We start from the raw sequence: 15,326 nt of genomic DNA on the forward strand, positions 1-15,326 counted from the left end.
TTCGCGCAAACTTGGTGCCGGCGGCAGCCGGCAGGAAAACTCAAGAAGCCAGTGGCGATACTTGCCAAAGCCCGTTCTGCTGAATCAATTGCCGGTCGCAGTCCGCTTCACGGGCGGCGGCCAAAGGTTGTCCAGGCAATGCCTGAACGACACGCTGACCCTCACTGCGCAACTGGCAAACCTGCTGCCAGAGTGCCGCATCCGTACTGTCAGGCATCCAGATACCGCCAGACGGTAGCTCGATCTCAGCACGCCCCAGGGTCACCAGGGTTTTCAAATCGGTGGAGAAGCCGGTCGCCGGACGGGCGCGACCGAAGTCGGCGCCGATGTCGTCGTAACGACCGCCCTGGGCAATGGACTGGCCAACACCCGGTACGAACACAGCGAACACCACACCGGTGTGGTAGTGGTAGCCACGCAGCTCGCCCAGGTCGAAATACAGCGGCAGCTCAGGGAAACGCACGGACAGCCGCTCGGCAATCGCCAGCAAGTCGTCCAGCGCTGCCAGAACAGGGGCCGGCGCCTTGGCCAGACGCTCGCGGGCCGCAGCCAGCACTTCACGACCGCCACACAGGTCGACCAACGCCCGCAGCATGCCCGATAGATCGGCAGGCAAGCCTTCGGTCAAGGTAATGACCTCGTCGATGGCCTTACGTTGCAAGGCATCGAACAACTGCTGCTCGACTTCACCGGACAAACCGGCCGCACGGGCCAGGCCGCGATAGATGCCAACATGACCGAGGTCCATGTGCACATCCGGCACATCGGCCAGTTGCAGCATGGCCAGCATCAGGCTGATGACTTCGACGTCGCTGCTCGGACTGCCGTCGCCGTACAACTCGGCACCCAGTTGAATCGGGCTGCGCGAGGACGACAGGGCGCGAGGCTGAGCGTGCAGGACACTACCGGCATAGCACAGGCGGCTTGGGCCTTCACGACGCAGGGTATGCGCATCGATGCGCGCCACTTGCGGCGTGATGTCGGCGCGGAAACCCATCTGACGGCCCGATTGCGGGTCGATGACCTTGAAGGTGCGCAGATCCAGGTCCTGGCCCGCGCCGGTCAGCAGGGATTCCAGGTACTCGATATGGGGAGTCACGACAAACTCGTAACCCCAGCTCTGGAACAGATCCAACACCTGACGACGCGCGACTTCAATACGCGCAGCTTCCGGTGGCAGTACTTCTTCGATGCCATCTGGCAGAAGCCAGCGGTCTACCGTTGCCATTACGCCTTCCCCTATCTCCGGGCGACCAGCCTGTCGGCGAGCCTTGAGTGAAGCAGAAAATGGTCGGCTTGCGCACAAACCACGCGCATGAGCGACGGAGCGAAAAGCCCTTCTACCGGCTTCGCCAACCACTTTCCTCGAAAAACTGTCGAGCCAATCGGCCCGGCATCTGCTTGAACACAGCAATCAAACATGCAGACGCAAAAAAGCCGGGAATTTCCCGGCTGCCGCATCATACACACGTTTTCCCAAAGGATCACCCCGCCAGAGGTTTTAGCCGCCCGGCGGGGGATAATTCAGGTCAACGCCGTATCAAGGCTTGGCTTTTTCCAGGTAATGGAAGAAGTCGCTGCTTGGGTCGAGGACCATGACGTCGGATTTGTTCGCGAAGCTTTCACGGTAGGCGCGCAGGCTACGGTAGAACGCGTAGAACTCCTGATCCTGACCGTAGGCCTTGGAGTAGATCGCAGCAGCCTGGGCATCGCCGTCACCGCGAACCTCTTCGGATTCACGATAGGCTTCAGCCAGCAGCACGCGGCGTTGACGATCGGCGTCGGCACGGATGCCTTCGGCCAGTTCGTTACCCTTGGCGCGGTGCTCGCGAGCTTCACGCTCACGCTCGGTGCTCATACGCTCGAACACACTGCGGTTCACTTCTTTCGGCAGGTCGATGGTCTTGACCCGAACATCGACCACTTCGATGCCCAGCTCTTTCTCGGCCATCTTGTTCAGCGATGCCGTGATATCAGCCATCAGCGCATCACGCTCACCCGACACCACTTCGTGCAGGGTGCGCTTACCGAACTGGTCACGCAGGCCCGATTCCAGACGACGGGAAAGACGCTCGTCGGCGATCTGCTTGAGGCCGGAAGTCGCGGTGTAGTAACGCTCTGCGTCCTTCACGCGCCACTTGGCGTAGGCATCGACCATCACGGCTTTCTTTTCCAGCGTCAGGAAGCGTTGCGTCGGTGCATCCAGCGTCATCAGGCGTGCGTCGAATTTACGCACCTGGTTAACGTAGGGCACTTTCACATGCAGGCCTGGCTGAACATCGGTCTGGACCACGCGACCGAACTGCAGCAACACCGCACGCTCGGTCTGAGCCACGATGTAGAAGCAGTTCCAGGCAGCGATCGCCACGACGACGCCGACAATAAGGGCGATCAGCGATTTATTGCTCATCAGCGACTCTCCCTGGTACGTGCTGGCTGTTGCTGCAGATCAGCTGCCGCACGCGCATTCGCTTCATTGCTGGTGGCTGCCGCACTGCTCACCTGGGTGCTGGTGCTGCGACCACTTTCGACCATCTTGTCCAGAGGCAGGTACAACAGGTTGTTCTGGCCGTTCTTGTTGCCGGTCACGAGAACCTTGCTGGTGTTGGTGAAGACTTCCTGCATGGTGTCCAGATATAGACGCTGGCGGGTGACTTCAGGGGCCTTGCGGTACTCGGCGACCAGCTTGGTGAAGCGATCGGCCTCACCCTTGGCGCGCGAGACGGTCTCGTCACGGTAACCATTGGCATCCTCAAGGATGCGCTGGGCCTGACCACGAGCTTCCGGCACGACGCCGTTGGCATAGGTTTCGGCCTGGTTGCGCGAACGCTGTTCGTCTTCCCGGGCACGGATCACGTCATCGAAGGCTTCCTGGACTTCGCGCGGTGCCGCTGCGCTCTGTACGTTGACCTGGGTGACGGTGATACCGGTGCGATAGGTGTCCATGAAGCGTTGCAGACGCTCCTTGATCTCGCTGGCCATCAACTCACGACCTTCGGTCAGTACCTGGTCCATCGCGGTGGAACCCACCACATGGCGCAAGGCGCTGTCGGTCGCGTGCTGCAGGCTGATTTCCGGCTGATCGACGCTCAGCACGAAATCCTGCAGGTTGCTGATCTTGTACTGCACGGTCAGCGGCACTTCGACGATGTTCTCGTCTTCGGTCAGCATCTGGCCCTGCTTGGTGTAGGCACGCTCACGCGTGACGTTCTCCATGTACTTCTTGTCGATCGGCGGGAAGTAGATGTTCAGGCCCGGACCCACGGTCTCGTAGTACTTGCCGAAGCGCAGCACCACAGCTTGCTCCTGCTCGTCGACGACATAGACCGCGCTGTACAGCCAAACGGCCGCCAACACGACCAGACCGATGCCGAGCAGGCCGCCAAAGCCGCCACTCTTGCCCGGACCACCGCCGTCGTCGCCACCACGTTTCTTACCACCACCGAACAAACCGTTCAGGCTTTCCTGCAGCTTTCGGAAGGCCTCGTCGAGATCCGGTGGCCCCTTGCGGTCGCCGTTGTTACGACGCTTGCCACCCCAAGGATCCTGATTATTCGAGTTGCCACCCGGCTCATTCCAAGCCATAGCGCTCTCCATCTGATAAAGCAAAGACGCACCCACGGCGCGCCGACCAATGCTACAGAATGCCTGTCACCACGGCACAACCGCTTTCTCAGGCTTTTATTGCAAAGTGTGTTGCTCGATGAACTCCATCGGTTGCAAACCTTCGCGACTCACCAGCCGATTCAATTCGGCCCGTGGCAAACGAACGGCCAGCAAGCTGATGCCTTCGTCATCGTGTTCTTCCTTTTGTACCGCACCGAGTTCGAAAAACTGCGCACGCAGTCGAGCAAATCGGTTCGGCAAGCGCAAGGTACCAACAAACAACTCATCGCCAAGCAACTCGGCCACGGCCTGCTTGAGCAGATCAAGACCTGTGCCATCTTTCGCCGAAAGCCAGACCCGCTGCGGTTTGCCATCGGCATCGCGCTGGATCTGCGGCTCCACGCCCTCGAGCAAATCGAGTTTGTTATAGACCTCCAGGATCGGCAAGTCTTGAGCCCCGATCTCTCCAAGAACCACCATGACCTGTTCAATCTGGGCCATGCGCTCAGGCTCATGGGAGTCGATCACGTGCAGCAACAGGTCGGAGTTGCTCGACTCTTCGAGCGTAGCCCGAAATGCCTCGACCAGCTTGTGTGGCAAGTGACGAATGAAGCCCACGGTGTCAGCCAGCACGATCGGGCCGAGGTCATCGAGCTCGAGCCGGCGCAAGGTCGGGTCGAGGGTGGCGAACAACTGGTCAGCCGCAAAGACGTCGGAGTCGGTCACCGAGTTGAACAGCGTCGATTTGCCGGCGTTGGTATAACCCACCAGCGAAACCGTCGGAATGTCAGCCCGTTTGCGGCCACGGCGCGATTGTTCACGCTGGCTGCGGACCTTTTCCAGGCGCCCCTTGATCTGCCGCAGGCGAACCCGCAACAGGCGCCGGTCGGTTTCCAGTTGGGTTTCACCCGGACCGCGCAGGCCGATACCGCCTTTCTGCCGTTCAAGGTGAGTCCAGCCGCGAACCAGCCGCGTACTCATGTGCTCAAGCTGGGCCAGTTCGACCTGGAGCTTGCCTTCATGGGTGCGGGCGCGCTGGGCGAAAATATCGAGAATCAAACCCGTGCGGTCGATCACACGACACTCGAAAATACGTTCGAGGTTACGTTCCTGACTGGGCGTGAGGATGTGATTGAAAATCACCAGATCGACCTGTTCGGCCTGGACCAGGTCGCGCAACTCTTCGACCTTGCCGCTGCTGATCAGGGTTTTGGCGGTTGGCCGATGACGCGGCACGTTGAAAAACGCGACGGTCTCGGCGCCAGCCGAAATTGCCAACTCCTGAAACTCCTGCGGATCTTCGCGCGCCTCAGGGTCCTGACCATCCAAGTGAACGAGAATGGCTCGTTCACCACCACCGTGGCGCTCAAAGAACAAAGGAGACTCCTATCAGGCGTTACCTGGCTCAGCATCACCTGCATCGGATTCGGTTGCGCTAGGCAGACGAATTGGACGAACCGGCACCACTGTAGAGATGGCGTGTTTGTAGACCATCTGGCTGACGGTGTTTTTCAGCAGGATAACGAACTGGTCGAAAGACTCGATCGTGCCTTGCAGCTTGATACCGTTGACCAGGTAGATGGACACCCCAACTTTCTCTTTACGTAAAGTATTCAAGTAAGGGTCTTGTAGCGAATGCCCTTTTGACATGTGCCGCACTCCTTTAAGGATTCAATATAAAAAATAGGTAATCAGATGGCTTTGGCCGTCACACCCCCAAGGATAGACGGCAATTGCAAGGACTCAGCTCAATATGGAGATGGTCCCAAGGTATTTCAAGGCGCGCGGCAGATTGTCGCAATCCAGACTGTCCAGCCAATGCAGATCAGTCCAACTGCGCAGCCAGGTGAACTGGCGTTTCGCCAATTGGCGCGTGGCAATGATCCCACGCTCCTGCATCTCGGCTGACGTCAGCTTGCCATCCAGGTAGTCCCAGACTTGGCGATAGCCTACTGCACGTATAGACGGCAACCCGGTATGCAGGTCTCCTCTATTACGCAGGGCTACGACCTCGTCAATGAATCCCTGTTCCAACATTAAAGTGAATCTTTGTTTAATTCGCTCGTGCAGTACCTGGCGATTTGCCGGAGCAATGGCCAAGTTCGCGACAGTATAGGGCAATTGTTGCAGTCCCGAAGCGGCTGCTTCAGTACTTTGCGCAGATTGTTGCAAACGCAGGGCGGTCATGCTTTGACCGCTGACACGATAAACTTCCAGTGCTCGACTCAATCGCTGGGGATCGTTCGGATGTATTCGAGCCGCGGACTCCGGATCGATCACCGCCAATTGTTCGTGCAAGGCTTGCCAGCCAAGGCGCGCAGCCTCTTCTTCGATTTGCGCACGGACCTCGGGATCGGCGGCCGGCATATCTGCCAGACCTTCAACCAAAGCCTTGTAATAGAGCATGGTGCCGCCCACCAGCAGCGGAATTTTTCCCCGTGCGGTGATATCGGCCATGGCTTCCAGGGCGTCACGGCGGAAATCCGCAGCCGAATAGCTCTCGGCCGGGTCGAGAATATCGATCAGACGATGCGGATATTGCGCCAGCAGCTCTTTGGAAGGCTTGGCGGTGCCAATGTCCATGCCACGGTAGACCAGCGCCGAATCGACACTGATCAACTCGCAAGGCAGGACCTTGGTGAGCTCGATGGCCAGGTCGGTCTTGCCGGCGGCGGTCGGGCCCATCAGGAAAATCGCAGGTGGGAACTGGCTCATCAACGACCGCGCAAGAACAGTTTGTCCAGATCGTCCAGGCCCAGTTGGGTCCAGGTCGGTCGGCCATGGTTGCATTGACCACTGCGTTCGGTGTTTTCCATGTCACGCAGCAGACCGTTCATTTCCGGCAGGGCCAACCGCCGATTCGCACGAACCGCGCCGTGGCAGGCCATGGTCCCGAGCAATTCGTTCAGGTGCGCCTGAATGCGGTCGCTGGTGCCGAACTCCATCAGGTCAGCCAGGACGTCAGCGACCAGCCGGTTGGCTTCGGCCTGCTTGAGCAGTGCCGGAATCTGCCGTATCGCCAGGGTTTCCGGGCCCAGACGCTGCAATTCAAAGCCCAGGCGCTGGAACCAGGCGACATGCTCCTCGGCGCAATCGGCTTCACGCTGACTGACGGCCAGGGACTCCGGCACCAGCAACGGCTGGCCGCTCAGGCCTTCACTGGCCATCGCCACCTTCAGACGCTCATACATGATCCGCTCGTGGGCGGCGTGCATGTCCACCAGCACCAGGCCCTGAGCGTTTTCCGAAAGAATGTAGATGCCCTTGAGTTGTGCCAGCGCATAACCGAGCGGCGGGATGTCGTCCTGCCCGGCCGGCAGCGCGACGGCATTGGCCTCGGGCAGCGGTGCAAAAAACTCGCGATAGGCGGCCTGCGCTTCGGCGACAGGTGCACCGGACTGCGGTCGCGGCGTGTATTGATATTGATAACCCGCGCCAGCCCCCGAACCCGCCGGCGTATTGAACGACGGCTGAGCCTGAGGCTGTTCCAGCAGCGCATTGGCGGCCAGGCGCATTTCGCCCTGGGGTCCGAATTCACCAGCTTCGAGGCCGGTAGGCCGGACGATGGCCGTGGCAACCGGCGCCGCCAGTTGATCGTCGGGGCGCACATCGCCCAAGGCGCGATGCAAGGTGCCGTAGAGGAAGTCGTGAACCATGCGCCCTTCACGGAAGCGCACTTCGTGCTTGGTCGGGTGCACGTTGACATCGACGCCGGTCGGATCGACTTCGAAAAACAGCACGAAGGTCGGGTGCCGACCATTGAACAGCACGTCGCGATAGGCCTGGCGTACCGCGTGGGCCACCAGTTTGTCCCGCACGGCACGGCCATTGACGAAGAAATACTGCAAATCGGCCTGGCTGCGGTTGAAGGTCGGCAGGCCGACCCAGCCCCAAAGATGCAGGCCGTTGCGCTCGATTTCGATCGGCAGTGCCTGCTCCAGGAAACCCGGCCCGCAGATCGCCGCCACGCGCCGGGCACGGGCCGCATCATCATGGGCCTCGTGCAGGCTGAGGATGGTCTTGCCGTTATGGCGCAGATGGAACGCCACATCGAAGCGCGCCAGGGCCAAGCGCCTGATCACTTCTTGCAGGTGATCGAATTCGGTTTTTTCGGTCTTGAGAAACTTGCGCCGCGCCGGCGTGTTGAAGAACAGGTCGCGCACTTCAACCGAAGTGCCCACCGGGTGGGCCGCAGGTTGCACACGGGGCGCCATGTCACGGCCCTCGGTCTCTACCTGCCACGCCTGATCGGCGTCGCGGGTGCGGGAGGTCAAGGTCAGGCGCGCGACGGAGCTGATCGATGCCAGGGCCTCGCCGCGAAACCCCAGGCTCATGACCTGCTCGAGGTCTTCCAGGTTGCGGATCTTGCTGGTGGCGTGACGGGCCAGGGCCAACGGCAGGTCATCGGCGGAAATGCCACTGCCATCGTCGCGCACCCGCAGCAGCTTGACGCCGCCCTGCTCCACATCGACGTCGATGCGTTTGGCGCCGGAGTCGAGGCTGTTTTCCAGCAGTTCCTTGATCACCGAAGCCGGGCGCTCGACCACCTCACCCGCCGCAATCTGGTTCGCCAGCCGCGGGCTGAGCAGCTCGATGCGAGCGCTGTTGTTCACGACCTGATTCATTCTTTGGCCGCCAGTTCAGTGCCCGGAATGGTCAAGTGTTGACCAACCTTGAGTTCATCGCTCGACAGGTTGTTGGCGCTGCGCAGGGTGGCCGGCGCAACCTGATAACGAACGGCGATCATCGCCAGCGTCTCGCCAGGGTTTACCCGATGGTCACGTGGACCTTGGGCGATTTTTCCGGAATCACGCAGCCAGGCAATGTAAGTGCCTGGCGGCGGGTTCTGCTGGAAGAACTGGCGCACGCCGCTGCTGATCGAACGCGCCAGCGCCTGTTGATGGCTTGACGCAGCAAGCTTCGAGGCTTCGTTGGCGTTGGAGATGAACCCGGTTTCCACCAGGATCGACGGAATATCCGGCGACTTCAGTACCATGAACCCGGCCTGTTCAACCCGCTGCTTGTGCAGTGGCGTGACCCGACCGATGTTGCTCAAGACTTTCTGGCCAACGTTCAGGCTGGAGGTCAGGGATGCCGTCATCGACAAGTCGAGCAGCACGCCGGCGAGCATGCGGTCTTTGTCATCGAGGCTGACGTTGCCGGCACCACCGATCAGGTCGGAGCGGTTTTCGCTGTCGGCCAGCCAACGGGCGGTCTCGGAGGTCGCGCCGCGATCGGACAGGGCAAATACCGAGGCACCGAAAGCGGCGGCAGAAGGCGCGGCGTCGGCGTGGATCGAGACGAACAGGTCGGCGCCTTTCTTGCGGGCGATTTCGGTACGGCCGCGCAACGGAATGAAGTAGTCGCCGGTACGGGTCAGTTCGGCACGGAAACCTTTCATGCCGTTGACCTGGCGTTGGGTTTCGCGGGCAATCTGCAGCACCACGTCTTTCTCGCGCTGGCCTCGGGAGCCGGAAGCCCCCGGATCTTCGCCACCGTGACCGGCGTCGATCACCACAATGATGTCGCGTTTGCCGGCCGGGGCTGGCGGCAATTTGATTGCAGGCTCCGCAGGCGTGACCGGCACGGCAGGCACCGTGGCGACCGACGGTGTCGGCGCAGGCGGTGGCGCGGCGTCGGCGGCGTTATCGAACAGGTCGACCACCAATCGGTTACCGTACTGAGCGTTCGGCGCCAGGGAGAAGCTTTTCGGCGTCACGGCCTTTTTCAGGTCGATGACCACCCGCAGGTCCGTCGGCGTGCGCTGGGCCGAGCGCATGGCGGTAATCGGGGTGTTCGAGGTGTTGACGTTGAGCGGCGCACCGAGGGTAGCGCCATTGATGTCGATGACCAGGCGGTCCGGAGCCGTCAGGGTAAAGACGCTGTGTTGCACCGGGCCGGTCAGGTCAAACACCAGTCGCGTGTTGTCCGGTGCCCGCCACAGACGAACACTGTTGACCTTCGAATCGGCCACAGCGTCGACGGTCACCGCCAAGAACAACACCCCTACGGCAGCCACCAACGCGCGAAAGCGCATACCTAACCCCATCATCTATTTGGATTCCAATGCCAAAGCGGCACACCAGGCCTCGCCACGCGAGCCCTGGGATAAAATTTTCAGCGAACGCCCGCTGTCTTGCGGGCTAATGGTAATGGTCAGGTCAGGCTTTGGCAAAAAGCCTGCACCTTTATCGGGCCATTCGATCAGACACAGGGCATCGTCTTCGAAGTAGTCGCGGATACCGAGGAACTCTAGCTCTTCCGGATCGACCAGACGGTACAAATCAAAATGGAAGGCGCGAATGTCGCCGATCTCGTAGGGTTCGACCAGGGTGAAGGTCGGGCTTTTGACTGCCCCGACATGTCCCAGACCGCGAATAATGCCTCGGGACAACGTGGTTTTGCCCATCCCCAGGTTGCCCTCAAGGAAGATCAGGCCATGGCCTTGGGTGATTCGGGCAATGCGTGCGCCAAAGTCGCTCATGGCCTGTTCATCGGCCAGGTACAGGGTTACTTCAGACACGGTGCTTGCTCCTCCAACAACTGACGAATGGCTGGGATCAGATCACTGGCCGCCAGCCCACGGCCCAATTTTCCTTGTTGCTCGCCGGCATTGGCGTGCAGCCAGACCGCCAGGCAGGCCGCGTCGAACGGCTCCATGCCCTGGGCCAGCAATGCGCCGAGCAAACCGGCCAGCACGTCGCCCAAACCGGCGGTGGCCATGGCCGGGTGCCCCTGATGACACAGCGCCAGACGTCCATCGGGATGGGCGATCAGGCTGCTGGCACCTTTCAGGACGACGACAGCTGTATATTTTTTACTCAATGCATGGGCTGCGGCGGGACGGTCAGACTGAACGTCGGCAGTGCTCACCCCAAGCAAACGTGCCGCCTCCCCCGGATGCGGGGTAATCACACAACCCCTGGGCAGATCGACCTGTCCACCCGCCAACAGATTCAAGGCATCGGCATCCCAGACTTGCGGCAAAGGCGCATTGGCCGCAGCCGACAGCAGGCTGCGCCCCCACCCTGCCTGACCCAGGCCCGGCCCGACCACCAGCACCGATACCTTCTCAAGCAACCCCATCAGTTGATTGGCCGACGACGTGCCCAGCACCATGGCTTCCGGAATTCGAGAAAGCGCTGGCGAAACGTGTTCCGGACGGGTGGACAGCGAAACCATGCCCGCACCGCTGCGCAGAGCACTTTGTGCACTCAGCAAAATTGCCCCACCGTAACCGCGATCACCGCCAATGAGCAGCACATGGCCGAACTTGCCTTTGTGGGATGCCGGTGCCCGGGACACCAGACGCGGCAGGTTAGCGATACACAAACGCCGAGCCGTGAACGCAGTACCGTCCAGCAACTGCGGATCTGCCTGCAGATCGTTGAACACCAACTCACCCGTCACATCCGCGGCATCACCGGTGAACAACCCCACCTTCAAGCCAATGAACGTGACCGTCAGGTCGGCATGCACTGCATGACCAAGGATACGGCCCGTATCCGCGCACAACCCTGACGGAATATCCACCGCCGCTACCGGCAGTCCGCTGGCATTGATCGCGGCGATGGCGCTGACATAGGGATTACGCACGTCACCGCTCAGACCGGTGCCAAGCAAAGCATCCAGCACAATGCCGCGCAATCCGGATTGTGCCGTCCAGGGCTCGATGAGCACATGTTCAGACACCGCCTCGGCATGGGCCGACGCCGCATCACCCTGCAAGCGCTGCGGATCGCCCACCGCCAGCACCCGCACCGACCAACCGGCACGCTGGGCCAGTACGGCCACCAGGTACCCGTCGCCTGCGTTGTTGCCATGTCCGGCCAGCACGCTCAGCTCGTTTGCTGTCGGCCACTGCCGCACCAGCGCCCGCCACGTCGCCCGCGCCGCGCGCTGCATCAATTCGAAGCCCGCCGTGCCGGCGGCGATCAGGCTCGCGTCGAGTGCTCGCACCTGGGCGGCGCTATACAGCACGTCGGGTAATTCATCTTTAGTGTGCGGCATGCGTCTTCGGGCTCCGATGTCTGGCAGAATTATACGCATCTCAGCCCCGGTTTCTCTCGTCTCATGCCCGCTATTACCACAGATCTGCCCGCCCTCGCCCAATCCATCAAGGACTGGGGCCGCGAGCTGGGCTTTCAGCAAGTCGGCATCAGCGGTCTCGACCTGGCCGAGCATGAGCAGCACTTGGAGCGCTGGCTCGAAGCCGGCTACCACGGCGAAATGGATTACATGGGCGCCCACGGCAGCAAACGCTCGCACCCCGAAGAGCTAGTGCCGGGCACTTTGCGCGTGGTGTCCCTGCGCATGGATTACTTGTCCGGCGACACGCAGATGGCAAAAATGCTCGCCCAACCGGAAAAAGCCTACGTCTCGCGTTATGCCCTGGGTCGCGATTACCACAAGCTGATCCGCAAACGCGTGCAACAACTGGCGGAAAAAATTCAGGCGCAGATCGGCCCGTTTGGCTACCGCGCCTTCGTCGACAGTGCCCCGGTGCTGGAAAAAGCCATCGCCGAACAGGCGGGGCTTGGATGGATCGGCAAAAATACCCTGGTCTTGAACCGCAAGGCCGGCAGTTACTTTTTTCTCGCCGAACTGTTCGTCGACCTGCCGCTGCCGGTCGACCCGCCCCATGCCACCGAACACTGCGGGCGGTGCAGTGCCTGCCTCGACATCTGCCCGACCAACGCCTTCGTCGGCCCCTATGTGCTGGATGCCCGACGCTGCATTTCCTACCTGACCATCGAACTCAAAGGCGCGATCCCTGAAGACCTGCGGCCACTGATTGGCAACCGGGTGTTCGGTTGCGATGACTGCCAGATTGTCTGCCCATGGAACCGCTTCGCCCGCCCTTCCGGTGAAAGCGACTTCAAGCCGCGGCACAATCTGGACAACGCCGGGCTGGCGGAACTGTTCATGTGGGATGAAGAGAAATTCCTGAGCAGCACCGAAGGCTCGCCGCTGCGCCGGACGGGCTATGAAAACTGGTTGCGCAACCTGGCGGTAGGCCTGGGCAATGCGCCTTCAACGATTCCGGTGCTGGAAGCGCTGAAGGCGCGACGGGAACATCCTTCGGAACTGGTACGTGAACATGTCGCGTGGGCGTTGCGGCAACACGCCGAACGTCAGGCTTCGTCGTTATAGACGAACTTGGGCATTTCCCAATGAAAACGGATCGCCAGCAAGCGCAGCAGAAAACCGCCGAACAAGGTGATCAGAATCGATTGTTCATCGGGTAATTGCAGATAGATGCAGAGCATGTAGCACCACGCCGCGGCGAACGAAACGCTGGCATAAAGCTCACGCCGGAAGATCAGCGGAATATCGTTGCAGAAAATGTCCCGCAGGATGCCGCCGAAGACGCCGGTGATCACGCCGCTAACGGAGGCGACCAACATGCCATGGCCCATTTCCAGGGCGGTAATGCAGCCGATCAGGGTGAACGCCACCAGGCCCATGGCGTCGAGCACCAGGAACAGTGAGCGCAAATGCCGCATCCAGCGAGCCGTGAACACTGTGATCATCGCGGCTGCCGTGGTCAGCACCAGATATTCCGGGTGTTTGACCCAGGTCAACGGGTAGTGCCCGAGCAGCACATCGCGCACCGACCCGCCACCCAGCGCCGTGACGCAAGCGATCAGCACCACACCAAACCAGTCCATACCCCGCCGGCCGGCAGAGAGGGCGCCAGTCATGGCTTCGGTGGTGATGGCGATCAGGTAGAGCATCAGCAGCATAGTGGCGGTCCTTGCAGAAAGGCGCGCAGTCTACTCAGTTCACCCTGGCACCAAAAGAGGGCGCCTGAGATTCGCTCCAACCATCCAAGGTGACTGAACTGACGCCATCGCGAGCAAGCTCGCTCCCACAGGTGCAACGTTGCACCTGTGGGAGCGAGCTTGCTCGCGATGGGGCCGGAACGGACGACCGTGAATCAGAATTTGATGAAATGCTTGCGGTAGTGCTGCAGCTCAGCGATCGATTCGCGGATGTCGTCCAGAGCCAGGTGCGTGCTGCCCTTCTTGAAGCTGTCACGCACATCCGGTGCCCAGCGCGCAGCCAGCTCTTTGAGGGTCGACACGTCGAGGTTGCGGTAGTGGAAGAAGCTTTCCAGGGATTTCATGTGGGTATAAAGGAAGCGACGGTCCTGGCAGATGCTGTTGCCGCAGATCGGCGACTTGCCCTTCGGCACCCACTTCTCCAGGAAGGCGATGGTTTCGGCTTCGGCTTCGGCCATGCTGATGCAGCTGTCGCGAACCCGCTGGGTCAGCCCGGAACCGCCATGCTGACGGGTATTCCACTCGTCCATGCCGGCAAGGATTTCGTCGCTGTGGTGAATGGCGATCACCGGGCCTTCGGCCAGGGTGTTCAGGTCACTGTCGGTGACGATGGTGGCCATTTCGATGATGACGTCGGTGTCCGGGTTCAGACCGGTCATTTCCAGGTCGATCCAGATCAGGTTCTGTGGGTTTTGCATGTGTCGGCTCCTAGGCAATGCTGCGCAGTTTAGCCTAGGCCGGTGGCCGGGCGTGCTAAACTCGCGGCCGTTTTACCTAATCGCTGCATTCTTGATACGGAACACCCATGGCCAAACGCCAACTCAATCGTCGTCAAAACTGGCGCATCGAAAAGATTCAGGGCGAACGCGCTGCCCGCGCCGCCAAACGCGAGTCCTCGGCCGTCGAGGCACTTGAGGGCGGCGATCTGGGCCCGGAACAGCACGGCCTGGTGATCGCGCACTTCGGTGTACAGGTCGAGGTCGAGGCCCGCGACGGCGAACTGGCCGGCCAGGTATTCCGTTGCCACCTGCGCGCCAACCTGCCGGCGCTGGTGACCGGCGATCAGGTGGTCTGGCGTGCCGGCAACCAGGGTATCGGCGTGATCGTGGCGCAACTGCCGCGCAACACCGAGCTGTGTCGCCCGGACAGCCGTGGTCAGCTCAAGCCGGTTGCGGCCAACGTCGACATGATCGTCATCGTGTTTGCACCGCTGCCCGAGCCCCATGCCAACCTGATCGACCGCTACCTGGTGGCGGCCGAGCATGCAGGCATCAAGCCACTGTTGCTGCTGAACAAATTCGACCTGATCGACGAAAACAACGCTCCTGCACTGAATGCCTTGCTCGCCGTATACCGCACCCTGGGCTATCCGGTGCTGGAAGTGTCGGCGCACCACGGCAACGGCATGGAGCAATTGCAGACACAGCTGGACGGACGCATCAGCGTATTCGTCGGCCAGTCCGGCGTCGGCAAGTCGTCGCTGGTCAACAGCCTGCTGCCGGATGTCGAAACCCGCGTCGGCCCGTTGTCCGAACTGTCCGGCCAGGGCACCCACACCACCACTACCGCGCGGTTGTTCCACTTCCCCGGTGGCGGTGAGTTGATCGACTCCCCGGGTATCCGCGAATTCGGCCTGGGCCACGTCAGCCGTGCCGACGTCGAAGCCGGCTTCATCGAGTTCAACGACCTGCTTGGCACCTGCCGTTTCCGTGATTGCAAGCATGACCGCGAACCCGGTTGCGCCCTGCTCAAGGCCCTTGAAGACGGCCGCGTGCAGCAACAGCGGATGAACAGCTACCGCTCGATCATCGCCAGTCTGCCGGAAAACGGCTACTAAACAGACGTGTCGACCACCCTGCCTTCAGCGGGGTGGCCGGCGGCTGGATCTTCCCCCCGCTTAAACATCAGACCTTTCTGTAAGACCTGTGCACGCTC

Annotated in this window: 14 protein-coding genes; 2 read left to right on the forward strand and 12 right to left on the reverse strand. The window is 61.1% G+C overall.

Annotated features, from left to right (window positions below; translation table 11 throughout):
• Window positions 1-40: 40 nt before the first annotated feature.
• The 10 genes from KGB29_RS25430 to KGB29_RS25475 form a co-directional block, all read right to left on the reverse strand.
• The gene (locus KGB29_RS25430) at window positions 41-1,228 is read right to left on the reverse strand and encodes an ATP phosphoribosyltransferase regulatory subunit (RefSeq protein WP_007973265.1); all 1,188 of its coding nucleotides are present in this window, start codon (window positions 1,226-1,228) and stop codon (window positions 41-43) included.
• Window positions 1,229-1,540: 312 nt separating this feature from the next.
• Window positions 1,541-2,410, reverse strand: coding sequence for a protease modulator HflC (gene hflC / locus KGB29_RS25435; RefSeq protein ID WP_007973264.1), 870 nt, complete (start codon window positions 2,408-2,410; stop codon window positions 1,541-1,543).
• A complete protein-coding gene (hflK, locus tag KGB29_RS25440) occupies window positions 2,410-3,585 on the reverse strand; it encodes an FtsH protease activity modulator HflK (protein WP_057712240.1) in 1,176 nt (391 codons plus the stop codon). Before hflK ends, hflC begins: the two co-directional genes overlap by 1 nt.
• 96 nt (window positions 3,586-3,681) lie before the next feature.
• Window positions 3,682-4,983: a ribosome rescue GTPase HflX gene (hflX, locus tag KGB29_RS25445; protein ID WP_057712241.1), complete on the reverse strand. Its 1,302-nt coding sequence runs from the start codon at window positions 4,981-4,983 to the stop codon at window positions 3,682-3,684.
• Window positions 4,984-4,995: 12 nt separating this feature from the next.
• Window positions 4,996-5,256 (reverse strand): RNA chaperone Hfq, encoded by a 261-nt coding sequence (gene hfq / locus KGB29_RS25450; RefSeq protein ID WP_003221112.1) that lies wholly within the window; start codon window positions 5,254-5,256, stop codon window positions 4,996-4,998.
• A 93-nt stretch (window positions 5,257-5,349) separates the two neighbouring features.
• Complete coding sequence (gene miaA / locus KGB29_RS25455; protein ID WP_150812098.1) at window positions 5,350-6,321, reverse strand: tRNA (adenosine(37)-N6)-dimethylallyltransferase MiaA; 972 nt, start codon at window positions 6,319-6,321, stop codon at window positions 5,350-5,352.
• Window positions 6,321-8,231, reverse strand: a complete 1,911-nt coding sequence (mutL, locus tag KGB29_RS25460; protein ID WP_150811892.1) for a DNA mismatch repair endonuclease MutL — start codon at window positions 8,229-8,231, stop codon at window positions 6,321-6,323. The genes miaA and mutL overlap by 1 nt, the downstream gene beginning before the upstream one ends.
• Complete coding sequence (locus KGB29_RS25465; protein ID WP_150811893.1) at window positions 8,228-9,658, reverse strand: N-acetylmuramoyl-L-alanine amidase; 1,431 nt, start codon at window positions 9,656-9,658, stop codon at window positions 8,228-8,230. Before KGB29_RS25465 ends, mutL begins: the two co-directional genes overlap by 4 nt.
• Complete coding sequence (gene tsaE, locus KGB29_RS25470) at window positions 9,659-10,129, reverse strand: tRNA (adenosine(37)-N6)-threonylcarbamoyltransferase complex ATPase subunit type 1 TsaE (RefSeq protein WP_007973252.1); 471 nt, start codon at window positions 10,127-10,129, stop codon at window positions 9,659-9,661.
• Complete coding sequence (locus KGB29_RS25475; RefSeq protein ID WP_154910357.1) at window positions 10,117-11,616, reverse strand: NAD(P)H-hydrate dehydratase; 1,500 nt, start codon at window positions 11,614-11,616, stop codon at window positions 10,117-10,119. The genes tsaE and KGB29_RS25475 overlap by 13 nt, the downstream gene beginning before the upstream one ends.
• A gap of 63 nt (window positions 11,617-11,679) precedes the next feature.
• Here KGB29_RS25475 and queG point away from each other — a divergent pair, with 63 nt between their 5' ends.
• On the forward strand, window positions 11,680-12,759 hold the full coding sequence (gene queG / locus KGB29_RS25480; protein ID WP_057712246.1) for a tRNA epoxyqueuosine(34) reductase QueG: 1,080 nt from the start codon (window positions 11,680-11,682) through the stop codon (window positions 12,757-12,759).
• On the opposite strand, the gene KGB29_RS25485 is transcribed toward queG, so the two are convergent.
• Together KGB29_RS25485 and orn are read right to left on the reverse strand one after the other, a co-directional pair.
• Window positions 12,741-13,352: a trimeric intracellular cation channel family protein gene (locus tag KGB29_RS25485; protein WP_057712247.1), complete on the reverse strand. Its 612-nt coding sequence runs from the start codon at window positions 13,350-13,352 to the stop codon at window positions 12,741-12,743. The two genes, queG and KGB29_RS25485, sit on opposite strands and share 19 nt — an antisense overlap.
• Window positions 13,353-13,546: 194 nt before the next feature.
• Complete coding sequence (gene orn, locus KGB29_RS25490; RefSeq protein WP_154910356.1) at window positions 13,547-14,089, reverse strand: oligoribonuclease; 543 nt, start codon at window positions 14,087-14,089, stop codon at window positions 13,547-13,549.
• Between the two features lie 107 nt (window positions 14,090-14,196).
• Here orn and rsgA point away from each other — a divergent pair, with 107 nt between their 5' ends.
• The gene (gene rsgA, locus KGB29_RS25495; RefSeq protein ID WP_007978809.1) at window positions 14,197-15,228 is read left to right on the forward strand and encodes a small ribosomal subunit biogenesis GTPase RsgA; all 1,032 of its coding nucleotides are present in this window, start codon (window positions 14,197-14,199) and stop codon (window positions 15,226-15,228) included.
• Window positions 15,229-15,326 lie beyond the last annotated feature (98 nt).

The organism is Pseudomonas sp. BF-B-30, assembly GCF_019956305.1.
Taxonomy (GTDB): Bacteria; Pseudomonadota; Gammaproteobacteria; order Pseudomonadales; family Pseudomonadaceae; genus Aquipseudomonas; species Aquipseudomonas jessenii.

What these genes read in the sequence shown, in the direction of transcription:
- hfq (WP_003221112.1), bottom strand. Translation starts at nt 5,256, where the DNA reads ATGTCAAAAGGGCATTCGCTACAAGACCCTTACTTGAATACTTTACGT.
- queG (WP_057712246.1), top strand. Translation starts at nt 11,680, where the DNA reads ATGCCCGCTATTACCACAGATCTGCCCGCCCTCGCCCAATCCATCAAG.
- KGB29_RS25485 (WP_057712247.1), bottom strand. Translation starts at nt 13,352, where the DNA reads ATGCTGCTGATGCTCTACCTGATCGCCATCACCACCGAAGCCATGACT.
- miaA (WP_150812098.1), bottom strand. Translation starts at nt 6,321, where the DNA reads ATGAGCCAGTTCCCACCTGCGATTTTCCTGATGGGCCCGACCGCCGCC.
- orn (WP_154910356.1), bottom strand. Translation starts at nt 14,089, where the DNA reads ATGCAAAACCCACAGAACCTGATCTGGATCGACCTGGAAATGACCGGT.
- KGB29_RS25475 (WP_154910357.1), bottom strand. Translation starts at nt 11,616, where the DNA reads ATGCCGCACACTAAAGATGAATTACCCGACGTGCTGTATAGCGCCGCC.
- rsgA (WP_007978809.1), top strand. Translation starts at nt 14,197, where the DNA reads ATGGCCAAACGCCAACTCAATCGTCGTCAAAACTGGCGCATCGAAAAG.
- mutL (WP_150811892.1), bottom strand. Translation starts at nt 8,231, where the DNA reads ATGAATCAGGTCGTGAACAACAGCGCTCGCATCGAGCTGCTCAGCCCG.
- KGB29_RS25430 (WP_007973265.1), bottom strand. Translation starts at nt 1,228, where the DNA reads ATGGCAACGGTAGACCGCTGGCTTCTGCCAGATGGCATCGAAGAAGTA.
- KGB29_RS25465 (WP_150811893.1), bottom strand. Translation starts at nt 9,658, where the DNA reads ATGATGGGGTTAGGTATGCGCTTTCGCGCGTTGGTGGCTGCCGTAGGG.
- hflK (WP_057712240.1), bottom strand. Translation starts at nt 3,585, where the DNA reads ATGGCTTGGAATGAGCCGGGTGGCAACTCGAATAATCAGGATCCTTGG.
- hflC (WP_007973264.1), bottom strand. Translation starts at nt 2,410, where the DNA reads ATGAGCAATAAATCGCTGATCGCCCTTATTGTCGGCGTCGTCGTGGCG.